Raw genomic sequence first — 18,706 nt, 5'->3', positions numbered from 1 at the left:
CGCTGATGCCGCTGCTGGGTCTGGGCGGTAACACGCTGAAGGGCACTGCCCTGCCCGCCCTGCCGTGGTGGAACGCGGTGGCAATTAACGATGTGCCGGCACAAAGCGACTTCTACTCAGCCGCCAGCGGTAAGTTGCTGCGCGATCTGGTGCGTGATGCCGAACAGGGCGATAAAGTCGCGCATCTGCTGCTCCACGTTGTGAAACACGCCGTGACAGCCGCCCCACATGCCGGCCAGTAACAGCTCGGTGTGCGAGTAATAATCGCGCATGTGGTGGAACCAGAATGGCGAAGCCAGCCAGGCATCGACGGCCGCCACTTCGCGCTCTGACAGCAGCGAATCCGCATCCCGCACGATGTAGCGTTTTACGCTGGCATCGTCCATCACCAGAAAACGCCACAGCGTAGGGAAAATGGTTTTCTCCTGCGACATATCCACCAGCTGGGTGTTTGGCTGGGTCAGGCGCTGCCACACGTGCTGCGGTACGCTATCGTCGAGATAGATGCGACACATCCAGTCCGGATAGAGCTCGCGCGCCACCTCAACGTTTTTAATCAGGGTTTCGCAGTAGCGCGGCTGACCGCCGTACAGGCTGAAGGAGATGATATTTTCTGCCGGATTGCTGCGGTTAATCGGCGCAGGCGCCGGTGCGGGAAAAGTCGCTTTCGCGCCCTGACTGAAACGCATGTCGGATTGGGTGAGCGATTCGAGGCCATAACGCGCCACTTCATCTGTCTTACCCAGCCAGCCACACACTTCCGTCAGGCCATCCAGCCAGGTTTCCGACGCCTGCGCGCGCTGCGCCGCCGGTGCCTGATAGATTTTCTGGTAAATCTTGTAGGATTTTTTATGTTCGCCGACGCGCATCAGCGTCAGCGCGTAGTCGCTGAGCACCTGCATCTGGTTAGGCATGACGCGCAGCACTTCTTCGCAGCACTGGCGCGCCAGAGGATAATCTGACGCGGCCATTGCCTGACGAAACCGCGCGGCGGCACTCTCAACGCGGGCCTGCATTGCAGCAGGGCGGCTGGTAAAACCCGGACGTGGGACAGAGATCGTTTTGCGCATAGGAAATTTCTCAGAATCGGCTGAAATTGCGCGCATTCTAATCAGGCAATTGCTGAGCTCCCTATAAGCCTGGTCTCGAAATCATTCCCTGACTGGCGCGCTAAAGTAAGCGACGCGCGGCATCCACCACAATTTTCACCGCATCGCTTTCTGTCTGCTTCATGGTGGCCGCATCCGGGATCTCTTTTTGCGTGCGATTCACGATGACGCCAGCCACCATGCCGGCACGCAGTCCCTGACTGGCGCACATGGTTAACAGTGTAGCGGATTCCATTTCATAGTTAAGTACGCCCATTTGCTGCCACTCTTTCATCGAGCCCTGGAAGCGGCTCACCACGCGTCCCGAGAAGGTGTCGTAGCGCTCCTGGCCAGGATAGAAGGTGTCTGACGAGGCGGTGACACCAATATGCGTGGTCGCACCGCAGGCTTCTGCCGCGGCCACCAGCGCGGTGGTGCAGGCGAAATCAGCCACCGCCGGGAATTCCATCGGCGCAAAGTGCAGGCTGGCACCGTCCAGACGGACCGAGGCGGTGGTCACCAGCACATCACCCACGTTGATGTGTGGCTGAATCGCGCCGGTGGTACCCACACGCAGGAAGGTACGCACGCCCAGCTGCGCCAGCTCTTCAACGGCGATAGAGGTGGACGGACCGCCAATACCGGTGGAACAGACAACCACCGGTTTGCCATCAATCTCCGCCAGCCAGGTGGTGAATTCACGATGCGACGCGAGGTGCTGTGGATTCTCCATCAGCGCTGCGATTTTCTTCACGCGCTCCGGATCGCCAGGAACAATCGCCAGCGTGGCTCCTTTCAAATCGGCTTTGGTGATGCCAAGGTGGAAAACGTCAGACTGGGCCATATCAGACTCCTGGAAGATAAGGGGGAATAAGCGCGCCACTTTACGACAGCGGCCCGGATAAATATGTGATTGAATTCACTATCAATAATGAAAGTTACATTGAACTAAAAATATTGTGTGACTCTAATCACATATTAGCGGTCTGCTGCGCTGAATTGCTACAAGCGGTGCTGTGTAACCGTAAAAGGCAGTGTTAATAGAGAAGCAGATCAGGTTAACCATCCCTCGTACCCTACGCCAGCCTTGCCGTAAGGCCAGGCTATAGTTACGTGATTGCGCACTTGCTAGCACGGAGAGAACCATGAAAACCGAAGACAATATGGCACAAAAATCCGCCACCGACGGCTTTGCGCCAGCGGTGCAGCCCACCGCAGCCAGCACCATCATTACCGCCAGCGATGCCATTCACGCGGGCGAGACGTCCGTGCCGAGCCAGGGTGAGAACCTGCCGGCTTATTATGCTCGTCCGCAACAGTTTAGCGGCACGCTGCCGGTCGTGCTGGTGGTGCAGGAAATTTTCGGCGTGCACGAGCACATCCGCGATCTGTGCCGCCGTCTGGCACTGGAAGGCTATCTCGCCGTGGCGCCGGAGCTCTATTTCCGCGAAGGCGATCCCAACGATTACCACGATATCCCCACCCTGTTCAAAGAGCTGGTGAGCAAAGTGCCGGATTCGCAGGTACTGTCGGATCTCGACCACGTGGCCAACTGGGCGGCGCGCCACGGCGGCGATATCCGTCGTCTGGCGATCACCGGTTTCTGCTGGGGCGGTCGCATCAGCTGGCTGTTTGCCGCCCATAATCCGCAGGTGCGCGCCGCCGCCGCCTGGTACGGTCGCCTGGAGGGCGAGAAAACGCTGAAGCAGCAGAAACATCCTATTGATATTGCAGTGGATTTGAATGCACCGGTGCTGGGCCTGTATGGCGGCCAGGATGAAAGCATTCCACTGGAAAGTATCGATAAGATGCGCCAGGCCCTGCACGCGGCTAATGCCAAAGCCGAGATTGTGGTGTATCCGGAAGCTGGCCATGCCTTTAACGCCGACTATCGTCCGAGCTACCACGCCGATTCCGCACAGGATGGCTGGCAGCGCATGCTGGCGTGGTTTAAGCAGTATGGCGTCGCGCCAAACGCGGAATAAAAAAAGGGGCGCCAGCGCGCCCCAACTCAACAACACAACGTATTATCCTGCCATCAAACGGTTTCGGCGCGCAGCTTCTGCGCCGCTTTCACCATGTTGGCCAGCGCCTGACGCGTTTCACTCCAGCCGCGCGTTTTCAGGCCACAGTCCGGGTTCACCCACAGGCGCTGCTGCGGAATACTCTGCGCCGCTTTGCGCAGCAGATCTTCCATCCACTCCACGCTCGGTACGTTGGGTGAGTGGATGTCATACACGCCCGGCCCGATTTCATTGGGATATTCAAACGCTTTAAACGCATCCAGCAGATCCATATCAGAACGTGAGGTTTCGATAGTGATCACGTCGGCGTCCAGCGCGGCAATCGAATCCATGATGTCGTTGAACTCGCAATAACACATGTGGGTGTGAATCTGCGTCTCGTCCTGCGCCACCGCGGCGTTAAGGCGGAACGCGTCCACCGCCCAGCGCAGATAGGCTGCCCAGTCAGACTGATGCAGCGGCAAGCCTTCACGCAGCGCCGGTTCGTCAATCTGAATGATGCCGATACCGGCTTTTTCCAGGTCCTGCACTTCGTCGCGCAGCGCCAGCGCAATCTGTTTAGCGATGGTTTCGCGCGTCACGTCTTCCCGCGGGAACGACCAGCACAGGATGGTGACCGGTCCGGTCAGCATGCCCTTCACCGGTTTGTCGGTCAGCGACTGCGCATACTTTGCCCACTCGACGGTAATCGGCTGCGGGCGGCTGACGTCCCCGATGATCACCGGCGGCTTAACACAGCGCGAGCCGTAGCTCTGAACCCAGCCGTTCTGGGTGAAAACAAAGCCGTCGAGGTTTTCGCCGAAGTACTCCACCATGTCGTTACGCTCGGCTTCGCCATGCACCAGCACGTCGAGCCCCAGACGCTCCTGCTCCGCAATCGCCTGCCGGATGTGTTCCGCGATACCGGTGCGGTAGTGGCCGCCGTCAATGTTGCCTTTTTTGAAGTCGAGGCGCAGGCCGCGAATCTCGGTGGTCTGCGGGAAAGAACCGATGGTGGTGGTGGGCCACGCCGGCAGGTTAAAGCGCTGACGCTGCGCCTGAGTACGCACGGTGTAGCTGCTGTTGCGCTCAGTGTCTCTGGCCTGGATTTGCGCCAGACGCTGCGCCACGGCGGGGTTGTGCACGCGAGCAGAGTTTGCCCGGGCGCGAATCGGCGCGCTCCAGGCGTGCAGCGCAGCGGCATCGTGCTGGTTCAGCGCCTGACTCAGCAGCGACAGCTCCGTGCACTTCTGTAACGCAAAGGCGAACCAGCTTTTTATCTCGTCGTCGAGGCGGGTTTCCACGCTCAGGTCAATGGGGCTGTGCAGCAGTGAGCAGGAGGAACCGATCCACAGCTGCTGACGCTGGCCGGTCAGCGGCTGCAGGCGCTCAAACCAGCGGGTGAGATCGGCGCGCCAGACGTTACGGCCATTGATCACCCCCAGCGATAGCAGCCAGTCCGCCGGGATCTGCTGGTTGAGTTGCTCAAGGTCGTCTTTGCCGTGCACCAGGTCCACGTGCAGGCCCTGCACCGGCAGCGTTTTGATGACATCAAGATTCTGACCAATGCTGTCAAAGTAGGTGGTCAGCAGCAGTTTCACTTCGCCCTGTAGCGCGTCGTACGCCGGTTTAAACGCCTCGCGCCACGCCTGCGGCAGTTCCAGCGCCAGCGCCGGCTCATCAATCTGCACCCATTCGATGCCGCGCTGACGCAGTTCAGCCAGCACCTGACGGTACACCGGCAGAATGGCCTGCAGCAGCGACAGGCGGTCAAAGGCGTCACCTTTCACCTTACCCAGCCACAAATAGGTCACCGGCCCCAGCAGCACCGGTTTGATGGTGTGGCCGAGCGCCAGCGCTTCATCCACCTCGTCCAGCAGTTGCGTCCAGCTGAGACGGAACTGCTGACCCTGGGTAAATTCCGGCACGATATAGTGATAGTTGGTGTTAAACCATTTGGTCATCTCTGCCGCCGCCGCAGGCTCACCGCTGGGCGCACGACCGCGGCCGATGCGGAACAGGGTGTCGAGGTCAATCGAGCCGTCTTTATTCTGGTGCCGTGCCGGTACGTTACCGAGCAGCAGGCTGGTGGTCAGTACGTGATCGTACCAGGCAAAATCGCCGACCGGCAGCAGATCAACACCGGCGTCTTTCTGCTGCTGCCAGTGACGGGCGCGCAGTTCACGACCCACCGCCAGCAGTTCGTCCTGTGAGCTGTTCCCGGCCCAGTAGCTTTCCTGCGCTTTTTTCAGTTCGCGGCGCAGTCCGACGCGAGGGAAACCGAGAGTATGGTTCAGAATGGTCATGTGAGATTCTCCAGAAATTATTCGCTGTGCGACAGTCGCAGCAACCGATTTACATTCATCCAGCGGGCAATCCTGCCGTGCGCTGAGCGTGTTAGCTGGACAAAGGTAAAGTGGCCGTCGCGTCTGACTGAGATGTTTAGCCGTCCAGATGTTTACACCGCTATAATCTGCGGGTACTGTATGTGTCTCAAGCGCAATTTGTTCAATCTCGATGTGAAGGACTCTCATGATCGAACTCAAACACCTGCGGACGCTGCAGGCGTTACGGCACACCGGCTCGCTGGCTGCCGCCGCCGCCCAGCTTCATCAGACGCAATCGGCGTTGTCTCACCAGTTCAGCGACCTGGAACAGCGGCTGGGCTTTCGGCTGTTCGTGCGTAAGAGCCAGCCGCTCCGTTTTACGCCGCAGGGAGAGATTCTGTTGCAGCTGGCGGAGCAGATTCTGCCGCAGATCCAGCAGGCGCTGCAGGCCTGTCATGAGCCGCATCAGACCACGTTGCGCATCGCTATCGAATGCCACAGCTGCATCCAGTGGCTGACGCCGGCCCTGAACAATTTCCGTCAGAGCTGGCCGCAGGTAGTGATGGACTTCAAATCCGGCGTGACCTTTGATCCGCAGCCGGCGCTGCAGCAGGGCGAACTGGACGTGGTGCTGACGTCCGATATTCTGCCGCGCAGCGGTTTGTTCTATGCGCCGATGTTTGATTTTGAGGTGCGGCTGGTGCTGGCGCCGGATCACCGTCTGGCGCAGCTGGCCCACATCACGCCGGAAGATTTGGTCGATGAGGTGCTGATGATCTATCCGGTACAGCGTCAGCGGCTGGACGTGTGGCGTAACTTCTTACAGCCAGCCGGCGTCAGCCCGGCGCTGAAGAGCGTGGATAATACGCTGCTGCTGATCCAGATGGTGTCGGCCGGCATGGGCATTGCCGCGCTGCCGCACTGGGTGGTAGAGAGCTTTGAGCACCAGGGGCTGGTGGTGACGCGCACGCTGGGCGACGGATTGTGGAGCCGTTTATACGCGGCGATGCGCGACGGCGAGCAGCGGCAGCCGGTGCTGGAGGCCTTTGTGCGCTTTGCCCGTCAGCACGCCTGCGAGCACCTGCCTTACGTGCGCGATGCCTCGCGCCCCGGCTCCCTGCAGCCGGTCTCGTCCTGATGCCGCGGGCGGCCAATGTCGCCCGTGCTGTTATCCCCGCCCTGCCTGCTCTATAATGCGCCGCCTTAACCGCTACCGGAGAGTTTCACCATGACCAATAACGATGTGCTGCGCAGCGTGCGCTATATGCTGGATTTGAGCGACAGCAAAGTGGTGGAGATTTTTGCGCTGGCGGGCAGTGAAGTACCGCGTGAAGATGTGCAGGCGTGGCTGAAGAAAGATGACGATGAGGCGTTTCGTAAACTGCCGGATGTGCTGATGGGCTACTTCCTCAACGGTCTGATTTTCTACCGTCGCGGCAAAAGCGAAGACGCGCCGGCCCCGTCGATTGAGCGCCGCATGAACAATAATATCTTTCTCAAGAAGTTACGCATCGCCTTCGCGCTGAAAACCACCGATATCCCGGATATCTTACTGAAGGCTAACTTCAAGGTGTCACAGGCCGAGATCGGCGCGATTTTCCGTAACCCGGATCATAAAAATTATCGCGAGTGCGGTGACCAGATTCTGCGTAACTTCCTGAAAGGCTTAACGCTGATTCAGCGGCCATCGACACCCGCGAAAAAAAGCTAAGCGCCTGAACTGCCGCTTTTGGCCGTGTGTCCCAGTACCCAGCGTTTATGCACGTACAGGGACGCAAAAATCACTATCGCCCCGGCGATAAAGCTTGGCCAGTGCGGTTTCTCCTGCCAGATTGCCAGGTTCACCAGTAATCCTGCCGGCACGTGCATGTTGTTCATAATGCCCAGCGTCCCGGCATCGACCTGGGTCGCGCCGTAGTTCCACATGAAGTAACCCAGTCCGGACGCGACCACGCCCAGCCACACCAGCACGCCCCACTGCAGCGTGGTGGTCGGCAGCTTGTGCGGATTGCCCCAGATGCACCAGGCGATCACCGCGATCAGCACTGCGCCGAGATAGAACCACGAGAACGCGGTGTGCTGCGGCATCGGGCGCACTTCCTGCAGGCGCTTATAGCCCACCATGCCAATCGCAAAGCAAATGTTAGCCGCCTGCACCAGCAGCAGTCCGAACCAGAAATCATCGCTGACTTTGTCGTAGCGGATAATGGCCGCACCGAGCACCGCCAGCAGCGCGCTGAAGGCATAGCCAATGCGCAGCGGGCGCTTGCTGAGCAGGTCATAAATCAGCGTGACATACAGTGGCGTCATCACCGTAAACAGCAGAAATTCCGGCACGCTGAGATAGAGATAAGCCTCGAAGCTGATCAGATACATGATGCCTAATTGCAGCATGCCCACCAGCATATAGAGCAGCAACGTTGAGGCGCGGTAACCGCGCCAGCGCAGAAACGGCAGAAAAACCAGCGCCGCCAGGCCTAAGCGCATCAGCACCGAGAACCAGGTATCCACCTGCCCCGCCAGATACTCCCCGATTAAACTAAAAGAAAAAGCCCACAGAATGGTGGTAACGATCAGCAACAGCACGGTTATGCATCCTAAAGTTCAACACTGGCGCTAGTGTAAACAAACTACAGCGCGCTGGCGGGATAATCTGGTTGACAAGTGATGAAATTAAACACGATCGCATCTTCGCTGTCCGGTCAGCAGGCACGTGTTCGCATGGCGGGTTGACCGATGGGCGGCGATTTTTATGAGGCAGCGCGCCGTTTTCTCTGACAGAAATGCGCGAAATCCAACATTTACTGGTTTATATCGCTCTTTATTGTCATAAAACTGTAACATATGTGTCACACGTCACAGTAACTGCGCGTAACCATCACTATTCTGTGCGCGAAATGGAAAGGTTGCTTTCTGTTCGCTGTCGTACTTTTTTTGCCCCAACCTGCTGGGAATCGATAACTATATTGCGCCCTTGGAGGGCCATTCTGATGTTGAGTATTTTTAAACCTGCACCACACCAGCCCCAGGTGGCGGACGATCGCGTCGATCCGCTCTATCGTCGTCTGCGCTGGCAGATCTTCTTCGGCATTTTCTTTGGCTACGCCGCCTATTATCTGGTGCGCAAAAACTTTGCGCTGGCGATGCCTTACCTGGTCGAACAGGGCTTTTCCCGCGGCGACCTTGGCTTTGCCCTCTCCGGCATCTCCATCGCCTACGGTTTTTCCAAATTCATCATGGGATCGGTCTCGGATCGCTCCAACCCGCGGGTCTTTTTACCCGCCGGCCTGATTCTCGCCGCCGCCGTGATGCTGGTGATGGGCTTCGTGCCGTGGGCAACCTCGAGCATCATGGTGATGTTCGTGCTGCTGTTTCTGTGTGGCTGGTTCCAGGGCATGGGCTGGCCACCGTGCGGACGCACCATGGTGCACTGGTGGTCGCAGAAAGAGCGCGGCGGCATTGTGTCGGTATGGAACTGCGCGCACAACGTGGGTGGCGGTATTCCTCCGCTGCTGTTCCTGCTCGGCATGGCGTGGTTTAACGACTGGAAAGCCGCGCTCTATATGCCGGCGTTTGGTGCCATCCTCGTCGCCATCATCGCTTTTGCGCTGATGCGCGATACGCCGCAGTCGTGCGGGCTACCGCCGATTGAGGCATGGAAGAATGACTATCCGCCGGATTACAGCGAGAACCACGAACAGGAGCTGACGGCGAAGCAGATTTTCATGCAGTACGTGCTGCCGAATAAGCTGCTGTGGTACATCGCACTGGCCAACGTGTTCGTATATCTGCTGCGCTACGGCATTCTCGACTGGTCACCGACCTATCTGAAAGAGGTGAAGCACTTCACGCTGGATAAATCCTCGTGGGCCTATTTCCTGTACGAATACGCCGGGATTCCGGGCACGCTGCTGTGCGGCTGGATGTCGGACAAGGTATTCCGCGGCAATCGCGGCGCCACCGGGGTATTTTTCATGACGCTGGTGACCATCGCCACCATCATTTACTGGCTGAACCCGCCGGGCAATCCGGGCATAGATATGATCTGCATGATCGTCATTGGCTTCCTGATCTACGGTCCGGTGATGCTGATTGGTCTGCACGCGCTGGAGCTGGCACCGAAAAAAGCGGCCGGCACTGCGGCAGGCTTTACCGGTCTGTTCGGCTATCTCGGCGGATCGGTGGCAGCCAGTGCGATTGTCGGTTACACCGTGGATTTCTTCGGCTGGGACGGCGGTTTCTTAGTGATGATTGTCGGATCGGTGCTGGCGGTGGTGTTACTGCTGCTGACCATGGTCAGCGAGCATCGCCACAAGCAGCAGCAGGCGTAATCTGAGCGGGCCGGTGCATACCGGCCCGTTTTATTCAGGCGAGGAACAATTTGCGCAGCGTCTGCGGCACCGCGTCATCGGCGTTGCTGCCAATCACTTCCAGCGTCGGCAGGGTATCTTTCAGGCGCTGATGGGCGTTACGCATGATGCAGCCTTTGCCCGCCATACTCAGCATCTCGACATCATTCATGCCGTCGCCAAACGCGATGCACTCTTTCAGCGAATAGCCCAGCTGTTTCGCCACCGCTTCCAGCGCGTGCCCTTTCGAGACGCCGCCAGCCATCACTTCCAGACAGGTGGGCAGCGAGAAACTGACGTTAACCCGGTCACCCCAGCGCGCTTCAATCGCCTGTTCCAGCGGAACCAGATGCTCCGGATCGTCGCAGGTGAAGAACACTTTGCTGATGCCGTCGGTGGCCAGCATGCCGGGCTGATACACCTGATAGGTGAACACCGATTCCTGGAAAAACTCCGCTTCCTGCGGATTATGGCGGCTGATGTGCCACTCATCGTCGCGGTAAACGTGCGTCAGGATTTTCTCATCGTGATACTTCAGGCCATACAGCTCGCTGGCGATATCGCTGTCCAGATTGTGGCTGAACACCAGTTCGCCATCGGCGTTATGCACGCGCGCGCCGTTTGAGGTGATCATATACGCCGGAATGCCGAGCTTATCGCGCATCTGACCGACGTCGATGTAGTGGCGTCCGGTGGCAAAGATAAAATGCACATCGCGCGCCACCAGTTCCTGCAGCGTGGTGCGGGCAAACGGCGTCAGACGATGTTGCGGAGAAAGCAGCGTGCCATCCAGGTCGGATGCAACGATGTGGTACATGTAGGCCTCTGGTATTGATGTCTAAGAATACATTAGTCACGGTGGCGCTGATAAAAGTCGACCACCGCATTGAGCGCTTCGGCGCGCATGGCGTCTGTTTCAAACAGGATCTCGTGACGCGCGCCCTGAATGATGTAAGGCGTGGTGCCTTCCACCGCATGTCCCGCTGCCGCCATGGCTTCACAGAACAGATCCTGCGCGCGGTTATCCACCACGTCGTCTTCACTGGCCTGCAGCAGCAGAATCGGTGTCGTAATCTGCGCCACCTGATTAAGGATATGGCGTCCGGCCTGAATCCCTTCCCGCACCCAGTGATAGGTAGGGCCGCCGACGCGAATCGCCGGATCGTCGGCATAAAAACGCAGATTGCGACGATAGCGTTCGCGACTGTGCGTCAGCCGGTTAATGCCAAACGGGCTGGCGCGCCAGCGTCCGGTGCCCAGCGCGTAGCCGTCGCGCAGCGCGGGCAGCTTTTCCGCCCAGTCGAGAATACGGTGCGCCAGAAACGGCGGCAGCGGCAGCACGATACCAAACATCGGCGCACAAAACACCGCCGCGTGGAAGGCCTGCGGCTGACGCGCCAGAAACAGCGCCACAATTGCGCCGCCCATCGAGTGCGCCAGCACGTAGCGCTGCTGATAGTGATGGCTGACGATCTCTTTCAGATACAGCGTTTCCAGATCGTCGACATAATCGCTGAACTCCACCACGTGACCGCGATGCGAATCGGCCAGCAGCCGGTCTGAACGCCCCTGACCGCGATGGTCGATAATCACCACATCGTAGCCGCAGTGGAACAGGTCATAGGCCAGCTCGGGGTATTTGATGTAGCTTTCAATGCGTCCGGGCACAATCAGGATGACACGCCGGTGTTGCGGTGAGGTGAAGCGCACATAGCGAATGGTCAGATTGCCCACGCCGCTGAATTCACACTCTTCACGCTGACGCCAGAAGTCGAGCAGCGGACCGGTAGCAAAGGCTGAAAAAGCGTGCTCACGTCCGAGCCAATCCTGTTTATGCTGCTGCATCCGTCCCCCTGAAAAAACGTCAAACGCGGCCCTGCACTTAATAGCGCAGCGCGATTTTCTGGCGTATTGTGTCACACTTCACTCTCTTCAGGGAATGTCACCCATGACCATTGAATGGTGGTTAACCTACCTGTTAACCACGACCATCCTCAGCCTCTCGCCCGGTTCCGGCGCGATCAACACCATGAGCACCGGCATCAGCCACGGCTATCGCGGTGCGGCAGCCTCAATTACCGGATTACAGCTGGGTCTCGCCGTGCATATTGTGCTGGTGGGCGCCGGTCTGGGCGCGCTGTTTTCGCAGTCGGTGCTGGCGTTTGAGGTACTGAAATGGGCGGGCGCGGCCTATCTGGTGTGGCTTGGCATTCAGCAGTGGCGCTCAGCGGGCGGAATCGATCTCAATGCGGTGGCCAAAGCGATGCCGCGTCGTCGTCTGTTTCAGCGCGCGCTGCTGGTGAATCTCACCAATCCGAAGAGCATTGTGTTTCTCGCCGCGCTGTTTCCGCAGTTTATCGTGCCGCACCAGCCGCAGCTGATGCAGTATCTGGTGCTCGGCGTGACCACCATCGTGGTCGACATCATTGTGATGATTGGTTACGCCACGCTGGCGACGCGCATTGCTGGCTGGATCAAAGGTCCGAAGCAGATGAAGCTGCTGAACCGGGTGTTTGGTGGCTTGTTTATGGCGGTCGGCGCACTGCTGGCCAGCGCACGTAAAATGGCGTAACGATTGGCACTGATCGTAGCGGCACGCTTTATCGCGCCCAGTTGAAACGCGCAATAAATTGCGCCGCTACGGTTCGGGATCTTATCGGGAGATGATGAGGTGAATACCAAACCCGGCAAACAGCACGCCCGCCATACCGTCCACCCACTTCGCCATCCGCTGATACTTATCGCGCATCCACGGCAGGGCAAAAATCGCCGCCACCAGGGTAAACCAGGCAAAGGTTTCACCGACGATCAGCAGGAACAGGCCCCAGCGCTCAATCGCGCCCACATCGTTGCCCACGAACAGTGAAAACACACTGCCGAAGTAGATGATGGCTTTCGGGTTAGACAGGTTGGTGAGAAACCCTTTGAGGAAGCTCATGCCACGCTTTGGCAGCTCAACCACCGGCGCTTCCGTATGAGGTTGCTTGTGACGCTGACGCGCTGAGCGCAGCAGCTGCCAGCCCATCCACAGCAGATACAGCCCGCCACCGACCATGATGATTTCATGCAGCCACGCCATTTTCTCCAGAATCAGATGCAGGCCCATCAGCGCGACACCGGCCCAAATCACAATCCCCAGCGTAATGCCGAGCACGCCCATCATCGCCTCTTTGCGCGAGCGGCTGGCGGCGGTCTGTGAGACAAAAAAGAAGTCCGGTCCCGGACTCATCAGCGCAACCAGATGCACCAGCGCGACGGTGGCAAATAACATCAGCATGGTTTATTTCCCTTATTCTTCATCAAGATGTTCTTTGATCATCAGCAGGAACGGCTTACCGAAGCGCTCCAGTTTGCGATGACCGACCCCGTTCACGCTCAGCATCTCTGAAGCGCTGACCGGCATTTGTTCTGCCATTTCAATCAGCGTGGCGTCGTTAAACACCACGTAAGGCGGAATATTCTCTTCATCGGCGATGGCTTTACGCAGCTTACGCAGCTTGGCGAACAGCTTGCGATCGTAATTGCCGCCGTAGACTTTTGGCGCGCTGCTGCGGCTTTTCACCGTCACGGTACGCGGTACCGCCAGCATCAGCGGCACTTCAGCGCGCAGCACCGGGCGCGCGGCCTCGGTGAGCTGCAGCGCCGAGTGCATGGCGATGTTTTGCGTCACCATGCCCAGATGGATCAGCTGGCGCAGCACGCTGACCCAGTGCTCCTGACTCTGCTCGCGCCCAAGGCCGTACACCGGCAGTTTGTCGTGGCCGTTATCGCGGATGCGCTGGTTGGTTGAGCCGCGCAAAACTTCAACAATATAGCTCATCCCAAAACGCTGCCCGGTACGATAAATGCCCGACAGCGCTTTTTGCGCTTCGACCAGGCCGTCATAGCGACGCGGCGGATCGAGGCAGATATCGCAGTTGCCGCACGGCTGCTGGCGACCTTCACCAAAGTAGTTAAGCAGCACCAGACGACGGCAGGTTTGCGCCTCGGCAAACGCGCCCATGGCGTTGAGTTTGTGGCGTTCAATATCCTGCAGCGGCCCGGGCGCTTTCTCTTCCAGACACTTACGCAGCCACGCCATGTCGGCCGGGTCGTACAGCATCATCGCTTCCGCCGGCAGGCCATCACGCCCGGCGCGGCCGGTCTCCTGATAGTAGGATTCGATATTACGCGGAATGTCGAAGTGCACCACAAAACGCACGTTGGGCTTGTTGATGCCCATGCCGAAAGCCACGGTCGCGACCACGATTTGCAAATCGTCACGCTGAAACGCTTCCTGCACGCGTGCGCGCTGCTCGCTGTCGATGCCGGCATGATAAGCGCCAACGCTGATGCCGCGACTCTGCAGACGCGCAGCGGTGTCTTCCACTTTGGCGCGGCTGTTACAGTAGATGATGCCGCTTTTGCCGCGCTGATCCTGCACATAGCGCAGCAGCTGCTCGGTGGGCTTGAACTTCTCCACCAGCGTGTAGCGAATGTTGGGACGGTCAAAACTGCTGATCTGAATCAGCGGATCGTGCATCTGCAGCAGATGCACGATGTCGTTACGCGTGGCTTCATCGGCGGTGGCGGTCAGCGCCATCACCGGCAGCTGCGGAATGCGCTGGCGCAGCTGACCGAGCGCGCCATATTCCGGACGGAAATCGTGGCCCCACTGCGAAATACAGTGCGCTTCATCGACGGCCAGCATCACCGGATTCCAGTGCTGCAGGGTGTCGAGGAAGTTATCCATCATCAGACGTTCCGGCGCGATGTACAGCAGCCGCAGTTTGCCGCTGCGGCAGTCCGCAAACACCTGCTGCTGCTGCTCACGCGTCTGCGTCGAGTTAAGGCACGCCGCCGCCACGCCGTTCGCCAGCAGCTGATCGACCTGATCTTTCATCAGTGAAATCAGCGGCGAAACCACCAGCGTCAGCCCTTCGCGCACCAGCGCCGGGATTTGATAGCACAGCGATTTGCCGCCGCCGGTCGGCATCACCACCAGGCAGTCGCGCCCTGACAGCGCGGTTTCGATGATGGTTTGCTGACCCGGACGGAACTGCTGATAGCCGAAGGTATCCTGTAATACCTGCTGCGCCAGCATTTCCTGATTAAGCACTGCCGATGTTGCCACGGTAATCCTGTTTTGACTGGTTAGAACAGATCGTTAAGCGTTACGCCGACGCCAAGACGCGTCTGGCGATGGTTATAGTCAATAAGGGATTCACCATAACCGCTGAACAGCTGCGTGTAAAAGCGCACGTGTTCAGAAATCGGATAGCTCCACGCGAAGGTGGCACCGCCGTAGCCGCTATTCCAGTTGTAGTTGCCTTCCACGCTGAAAATGCTGTCGCCGAGCATATAGCCCAGCTTCGCGCGGTAGTAGCCCATGTATTTGGTGATGTCCGGGTTATCGTCGTTGCTGGCACTTTCCGGCAGACGATACCAGGGTTTGATTTCCGCCAGGAAGTTGCCATTCTCCGCCATCAGACGGGCGTAAGCGCGGTTCCAGCTGCGTGACGTGGGATCGCTGCGGCCATTTGACTGATGATTCAGACCCAGCTCGACGTCGCGTAATGTCCAGCCGCCCAGCGAATAGTCGGTGGCCCAGCCGAGAAAAATCTGCGGCTCATAGTTGGTTTCACGAAACGGTGATGAAGCCCCCCGGTTCGACAGCTGCCACCAGGAGCGCTGAGTATACGACGCGGCCAGCACCGAGTTGTCACCCAAAATGCCGCGCCACAGCGGAAACGCCAGGCTGAGCTGGAATTTTACTTCATCCTTTTTCGCTTTGTCTGCCCAGTTGTAAGAGGAAATCGCCTCTTTATTCATGTCGCTGGTGTAGGTGTAAAGCAGATAGTTATTTTCATAGGGATAAAGCACGAATGGGTTATCGTGTTTTTCCAGCAGGTTAGCGATAATACTGCCCTTCACTGCTGGTGCGTCATGAACCTCTTTCACGGTGGCTTCATCGGCCTGCGCCAGCGCAGGAACCATAAATGCCGCGGCCAGCAAGGCGTACTGCTTACGCATAGAATTCTCCAGAGCGCTGCAAAAGTTATCGTCGGGCGACGGTTCAAAAAGCACGCCATTCTACACGCAAACCCGGTGGTTGATTAGCGCGGATTTCTGAAACTGGAAAGCGGCGCGAACGCGGCATAATATACTCAATTCTTTAACATCTTAAGGCAGGAAAAATGTCATCCCCGATGCTGACACAGCAGGAAGCGCGCCGGCTGATTGGCGAAATTTTTGTCTATCACATGCCGTTTAATCAGGCACTGGGCCTTGAGCTGGATCGCCTTGAAGCCGATTACGCCGAACTCGGCTTTGCCAATAAAACCATGCTGGTGGGTAACGCCGCGCAGCAGATTCTGCACGGTGGCGTGATTGCCTCAGTGCTGGATGTTGCCGCCGGGCTGGTGTGCGTCAGCCATGCGCTGTCGCGCCAGCAGAGCATCAGCGAAGAGGAGCTGCGTCAGCGCTTGTCGCGCATGGGCACCATTGATATGCGCGTCGACTACCTGCGCCCGGGCCGCGGCGAGCGCTTTGTCGCCACCAGCAGCCTGCTGCGCGCCGGGAATAAAGTCGCGGTTGCGCGCGTCGAATTGCACAATCAGCAGGGCGATTACATCGCCACTGCGACTGCGACCTATCTTATTGGTTAACTTCGCGCGGCCTGCCACACTCGCCGCTTTCTGGAATAGATGATGGATACGCAACAAACGCGTCAGGGCATTTTTTATGCGCTGGGCGCTTACTTTATCTGGGGCATCGCACCGGCCTACTTCAAGCTGGTCAAAGAGGTGCCACCGACGGAAATTATGACCCACCGTGTGATTTGGTCGGCCCTGTTTATGCTGGGACTGATTACCCTGAGCCGCAGCTGGCGTCAGGTGCGCAGCGTGCTGGCCCAGCCGAAAAAAGTGCTGCTGCTGGCGCTGACCGCACTGACCATCGGCGGCAACTGGCTGCTGTTTATCTGGGCGGTGAATAATCAGCATATGCTGGAGGCCAGCCTCGGCTACTTTATTAACCCACTGATTAACGTGGTGTTTGGCATGCTATTTCTGCGTGAGCGCTTCCGCCGCCTGCAGTGGCTGGCGGTGCTGCTGGCGGCCACCGGCGTGCTGGTGCAGCTGTGGCAGTTCGGTTCGCTGCCGGTCATCGGCCTCGGCCTGGCGCTGAGCTTCGCGCTGTACGGACTGGTGCGCAAGAAGATTCAGGTAGATGCACAGAGCGGTATGCTGATTGAAACCGCGTGGCTGTTCCCGCTGGCGGCCATCTATCTGTTTGGCTTTGCCGACAGCGCCACCAGCCACCTCAGCGCTAATCCGCTCAGCCTGAACCTCAAGCTGATCGCCGCCGGCATCATTACCACCATTCCGCTGATGCTGTTCGCCGCCGCCTGCGCGCGCCTGCGCCTGTCGACGGTCGGTTTCTTTCAATATCTGGGGCCGACGCTGATGTTCCTGCTGGCGGTGCTGTTTTACGGTGAGAGCCTGACGCCGGATAAAATGGTGACCTTCGGCTTCATCTGGCTGGCGCTGGCGATCTTCATTCTGGACGCGCTGCTGTTTTCAGCCCGCACGCGCGTGCGCATAGCGTGAGATAAAACGGGCCATCGCCGGGCCGGTGAGCAGAATGGTAAACAGACGCAGCGTCTGCAGCGCCATGACAAACGCGATATCGACCCGGCTGCCAGCAGCAATAATCGCCACCGTATCCAGCCCGCCCGGGCTGGTTGCCAGATAAGCGGTCATCAGATCGACGTGCAGCACGCGCGTCAGCATCCACGCCAGCCCCCCGCACAGCAGCATCAGGCCGATAATCGAGGCGATCATTTGCGGTAGCGTGCGCAGCGCCAGCAAAAAGATCGGCCGGGTAAAGCGCAGGCCAACGCTCCAGCCGATCAGCGCATAGGCCAGTGCCAGCAGCCACTCCGGCACCTGCAGCGTCGCGACACCTGTTCCGTGCAGCGTGGCACCCATCAGCGCCGGCAGCAGCAGCGCGCCGGACGGGATACGCAGTTTCTGCCCCAGCCACGCGCCCGCCACCATCACCAGCAGCGTCAGCACGAAGCCACTGTGCAGCGGCGGCAGCCAGACAATGTGGGCGGCAGCACCGCTGCTGCCGAGGCCGATGCGGGCCACCACGGCCGCGGCGGTAGCAACAAACAGCACGCGCAGATATTGCATAAACGCCACCAGCCGCACGTCGGCGCCGAAATCGCCCGCCATCGCCACCATTGCGGACGCGCCGCCCGGCGACGATCCCCACGCGCCGGTCGGTCCCGGCAGCGAGCTAAAGCGCACCAGCAGAAAACCGGACAGCCCGCTGGCCGCCAGCGTCAGCAGCAGCACCGCCAGCACCACCGGCCAGTCATCGAGCAGCGGTGAGAGGATCGCAGGCGACAGGCTCTGGCCGATCATGCAGCCCAGCACCGCCTGTGCCAGCACGAACAGCCGTTTGTCGATGCGCACGGTTGCGCCGCTCAGACCCATAATGGTACCGACAATCATCGGACCGAGCAGCAGTGCAGCCGGCAGGTGCAACAGCTGCAACAGGCAGCCCAGCACCAGCGAAGCCGTCAGCAGCAGCGCCCACTGCTGCCGCAAAGAGAAACGCGCCATAAGGAGGAAATCAGAAAGTGAGTTTAGGCAACAGGTTAGCAGATTAGCGCTGGCGCGTCAGGGGTAAGGCCACGGATAGCGATGGAGACGGTCGTCATGAATGACGACCCTACGACGGCCTGGCAGGTTGAACAGAACGCGCGGGCGTAAAGTTAACGGTATGTATGCATAACCGGTGCGTTAACCCATAGGGTGCGCATTAATGCACAACCGGTGCGTTAACCCGTGGGGTGCGCATTAATACACAATCGGTGCATTAACCCGTAGGGTGCGCATTAATACACAATCGGTGCGTTAACCCGTAGGGTGCGCATTAATGCGCACCCT

General features: G+C 58.8%; 16 protein-coding genes and 2 pseudogenes. 8 read left to right on the top strand and 10 right to left on the bottom strand.

The window, feature by feature from the left end; translation table 11 throughout:
- A pseudogene (locus tag ERD80_RS08300) lies at positions 1-200 on the top strand (molecular chaperone); the annotation flags it as partial.
- On the opposite strand, the pseudogene ERD80_RS08295 reads toward ERD80_RS08300, so the two are convergent.
- Both ERD80_RS08295 and udp read right to left on the bottom strand, forming a co-directional pair.
- Positions 168-1,070 (bottom strand): annotated as a pseudogene (locus ERD80_RS08295) (tetratricopeptide repeat protein); the annotation flags it as partial. The pseudogenes ERD80_RS08300 and ERD80_RS08295 overlap by 33 nt on opposite strands.
- Before the next feature lie 100 nt (positions 1,071-1,170).
- On the bottom strand, positions 1,171-1,932 hold the full coding sequence (gene udp, locus ERD80_RS08290; RefSeq protein WP_021506952.1) for a uridine phosphorylase: 762 nt from the start codon (positions 1,930-1,932) through the stop codon (positions 1,171-1,173).
- Between the two features lie 301 nt (positions 1,933-2,233).
- Here udp and ERD80_RS08285 point away from each other — a divergent pair, with 301 nt between their 5' ends.
- A complete protein-coding gene (locus ERD80_RS08285) occupies positions 2,234-3,073 on the top strand; it encodes a dienelactone hydrolase family protein (RefSeq protein ID WP_127833534.1) in 840 nt (279 codons plus the stop codon).
- A gap of 53 nt (positions 3,074-3,126) precedes the next feature.
- On the opposite strand, the gene metE is transcribed toward ERD80_RS08285, so the two are convergent.
- The gene (gene metE, locus ERD80_RS08280) at positions 3,127-5,397 is read right to left on the bottom strand and encodes a 5-methyltetrahydropteroyltriglutamate--homocysteine S-methyltransferase (RefSeq protein WP_058775521.1); all 2,271 of its coding nucleotides are present in this window, start codon (positions 5,395-5,397) and stop codon (positions 3,127-3,129) included.
- A gap of 226 nt (positions 5,398-5,623) precedes the next feature.
- Between metE and metR the strand changes: the two genes are divergently transcribed.
- The gene (gene metR, locus ERD80_RS08275; RefSeq protein ID WP_058775520.1) at positions 5,624-6,556 is read left to right on the top strand and encodes an HTH-type transcriptional regulator MetR; all 933 of its coding nucleotides are present in this window, start codon (positions 5,624-5,626) and stop codon (positions 6,554-6,556) included.
- Between the two features lie 90 nt (positions 6,557-6,646).
- Entirely contained in the window at positions 6,647-7,129 is a 483-nt protein-coding gene (locus ERD80_RS08270; protein WP_058775519.1) for a DUF1456 family protein, read from the top strand.
- On the opposite strand, the gene ERD80_RS08265 is transcribed toward ERD80_RS08270, so the two are convergent.
- On the bottom strand, positions 7,126-8,004 hold the full coding sequence (locus tag ERD80_RS08265) for a carboxylate/amino acid/amine transporter (protein ID WP_021506957.1): 879 nt from the start codon (positions 8,002-8,004) through the stop codon (positions 7,126-7,128). The genes ERD80_RS08270 and ERD80_RS08265 overlap by 4 nt on opposite strands.
- A gap of 404 nt (positions 8,005-8,408) precedes the next feature.
- Here ERD80_RS08265 and glpT point away from each other — a divergent pair, with 404 nt between their 5' ends.
- Positions 8,409-9,749, top strand: a complete 1,341-nt coding sequence (gene glpT, locus ERD80_RS08260; protein WP_021506959.1) for a glycerol-3-phosphate transporter — start codon at positions 8,409-8,411, stop codon at positions 9,747-9,749.
- 34 nt (positions 9,750-9,783) lie between these two features.
- Here the strand turns inward: glpT and yigL are convergent, their stop codons facing one another.
- Together yigL and pldB are read right to left on the bottom strand one after the other, a co-directional pair.
- The gene (yigL, locus tag ERD80_RS08255) at positions 9,784-10,584 is read right to left on the bottom strand and encodes a sugar/pyridoxal phosphate phosphatase YigL (RefSeq protein ID WP_058758117.1); all 801 of its coding nucleotides are present in this window, start codon (positions 10,582-10,584) and stop codon (positions 9,784-9,786) included.
- Positions 10,585-10,616: 32 nt separating this feature from the next.
- Positions 10,617-11,612 carry a lysophospholipase L2 gene (gene pldB, locus ERD80_RS08250; RefSeq protein WP_136546496.1) on the bottom strand — a complete coding sequence of 332 codons (996 nt, stop codon included), beginning with the start codon at positions 11,610-11,612 and terminating at the stop codon, positions 10,617-10,619.
- A gap of 103 nt (positions 11,613-11,715) precedes the next feature.
- Between pldB and rhtB the strand changes: the two genes are divergently transcribed.
- Complete coding sequence (rhtB, locus tag ERD80_RS08245) at positions 11,716-12,339, top strand: homoserine/homoserine lactone efflux protein (RefSeq protein WP_021506962.1); 624 nt, start codon at positions 11,716-11,718, stop codon at positions 12,337-12,339.
- 81 nt (positions 12,340-12,420) lie between these two features.
- On the opposite strand, the gene rhtC is transcribed toward rhtB, so the two are convergent.
- Genes rhtC through pldA form a run of 3 tightly spaced genes read right to left on the bottom strand, consistent with a single transcriptional unit; the run spans position 12,421 to position 15,779 of the window.
- A complete protein-coding gene (gene rhtC, locus ERD80_RS08240) occupies positions 12,421-13,044 on the bottom strand; it encodes a threonine export protein RhtC (RefSeq protein ID WP_021506963.1) in 624 nt (207 codons plus the stop codon).
- Between the two features lie 12 nt (positions 13,045-13,056).
- Positions 13,057-14,880, bottom strand: coding sequence for an ATP-dependent DNA helicase RecQ (recQ, locus tag ERD80_RS08235; protein ID WP_058758115.1), 1,824 nt, complete (start codon positions 14,878-14,880; stop codon positions 13,057-13,059).
- Between the two features lie 20 nt (positions 14,881-14,900).
- Positions 14,901-15,779, bottom strand: coding sequence for a phospholipase A (gene pldA / locus ERD80_RS08230; RefSeq protein WP_021506965.1), 879 nt, complete (start codon positions 15,777-15,779; stop codon positions 14,901-14,903).
- A 164-nt stretch (positions 15,780-15,943) separates the two neighbouring features.
- On the opposite strand from pldA, the gene ERD80_RS08225 reads away from it, so the two are divergent.
- Both ERD80_RS08225 and rarD read left to right on the top strand, forming a co-directional pair.
- On the top strand, positions 15,944-16,414 hold the full coding sequence (locus ERD80_RS08225) for a thioesterase family protein (RefSeq protein WP_031279610.1): 471 nt from the start codon (positions 15,944-15,946) through the stop codon (positions 16,412-16,414).
- A gap of 42 nt (positions 16,415-16,456) precedes the next feature.
- Positions 16,457-17,356, top strand: a complete 900-nt coding sequence (gene rarD, locus ERD80_RS08220; RefSeq protein ID WP_021506967.1) for an EamA family transporter RarD — start codon at positions 16,457-16,459, stop codon at positions 17,354-17,356.
- On the opposite strand, the gene ERD80_RS08215 is transcribed toward rarD, so the two are convergent.
- On the bottom strand, positions 17,327-18,379 hold the full coding sequence (locus ERD80_RS08215) for an AbrB family transcriptional regulator (RefSeq protein ID WP_058775517.1): 1,053 nt from the start codon (positions 18,377-18,379) through the stop codon (positions 17,327-17,329). The genes rarD and ERD80_RS08215 overlap by 30 nt on opposite strands.
- Positions 18,380-18,706: the final 327 nt, after the last annotated feature.

The sequence above is a fragment of the Pantoea sp. R102 genome, from assembly GCF_004916815.1.
Taxonomy (GTDB): domain Bacteria; phylum Pseudomonadota; class Gammaproteobacteria; order Enterobacterales; family Enterobacteriaceae; genus Pantoea; species Pantoea dispersa.
Note: the sequence above shows the minus strand (reverse complement) of the source record. Positions and strands in the feature narration are given on the sequence as shown.

Excerpts from the sequence above, each read along its gene's own strand:
- pldB (WP_136546496.1), bottom strand. The coding sequence starts at position 11,612 with ATGCAGCAGCATAAACAGGATTGGCTCGGACGTGAGCACGCTTTTTCA.
- ERD80_RS08225 (WP_031279610.1), top strand. The coding sequence starts at position 15,944 with ATGTCATCCCCGATGCTGACACAGCAGGAAGCGCGCCGGCTGATTGGC.
- rhtB (WP_021506962.1), top strand. The coding sequence starts at position 11,716 with ATGACCATTGAATGGTGGTTAACCTACCTGTTAACCACGACCATCCTC.
- ERD80_RS08270 (WP_058775519.1), top strand. The coding sequence starts at position 6,647 with ATGACCAATAACGATGTGCTGCGCAGCGTGCGCTATATGCTGGATTTG.
- rhtC (WP_021506963.1), bottom strand. The coding sequence starts at position 13,044 with ATGCTGATGTTATTTGCCACCGTCGCGCTGGTGCATCTGGTTGCGCTG.
- ERD80_RS08285 (WP_127833534.1), top strand. The coding sequence starts at position 2,234 with ATGAAAACCGAAGACAATATGGCACAAAAATCCGCCACCGACGGCTTT.
- udp (WP_021506952.1), bottom strand. The coding sequence starts at position 1,932 with ATGGCCCAGTCTGACGTTTTCCACCTTGGCATCACCAAAGCCGATTTG.
- pldA (WP_021506965.1), bottom strand. The coding sequence starts at position 15,779 with ATGCGTAAGCAGTACGCCTTGCTGGCCGCGGCATTTATGGTTCCTGCG.
- glpT (WP_021506959.1), top strand. The coding sequence starts at position 8,409 with ATGTTGAGTATTTTTAAACCTGCACCACACCAGCCCCAGGTGGCGGAC.
- rarD (WP_021506967.1), top strand. The coding sequence starts at position 16,457 with ATGGATACGCAACAAACGCGTCAGGGCATTTTTTATGCGCTGGGCGCT.
- yigL (WP_058758117.1), bottom strand. The coding sequence starts at position 10,584 with ATGTACCACATCGTTGCATCCGACCTGGATGGCACGCTGCTTTCTCCG.
- ERD80_RS08215 (WP_058775517.1), bottom strand. The coding sequence starts at position 18,379 with ATGGCGCGTTTCTCTTTGCGGCAGCAGTGGGCGCTGCTGCTGACGGCT.
- metE (WP_058775521.1), bottom strand. The coding sequence starts at position 5,397 with ATGACCATTCTGAACCATACTCTCGGTTTCCCTCGCGTCGGACTGCGC.
- metR (WP_058775520.1), top strand. The coding sequence starts at position 5,624 with ATGATCGAACTCAAACACCTGCGGACGCTGCAGGCGTTACGGCACACC.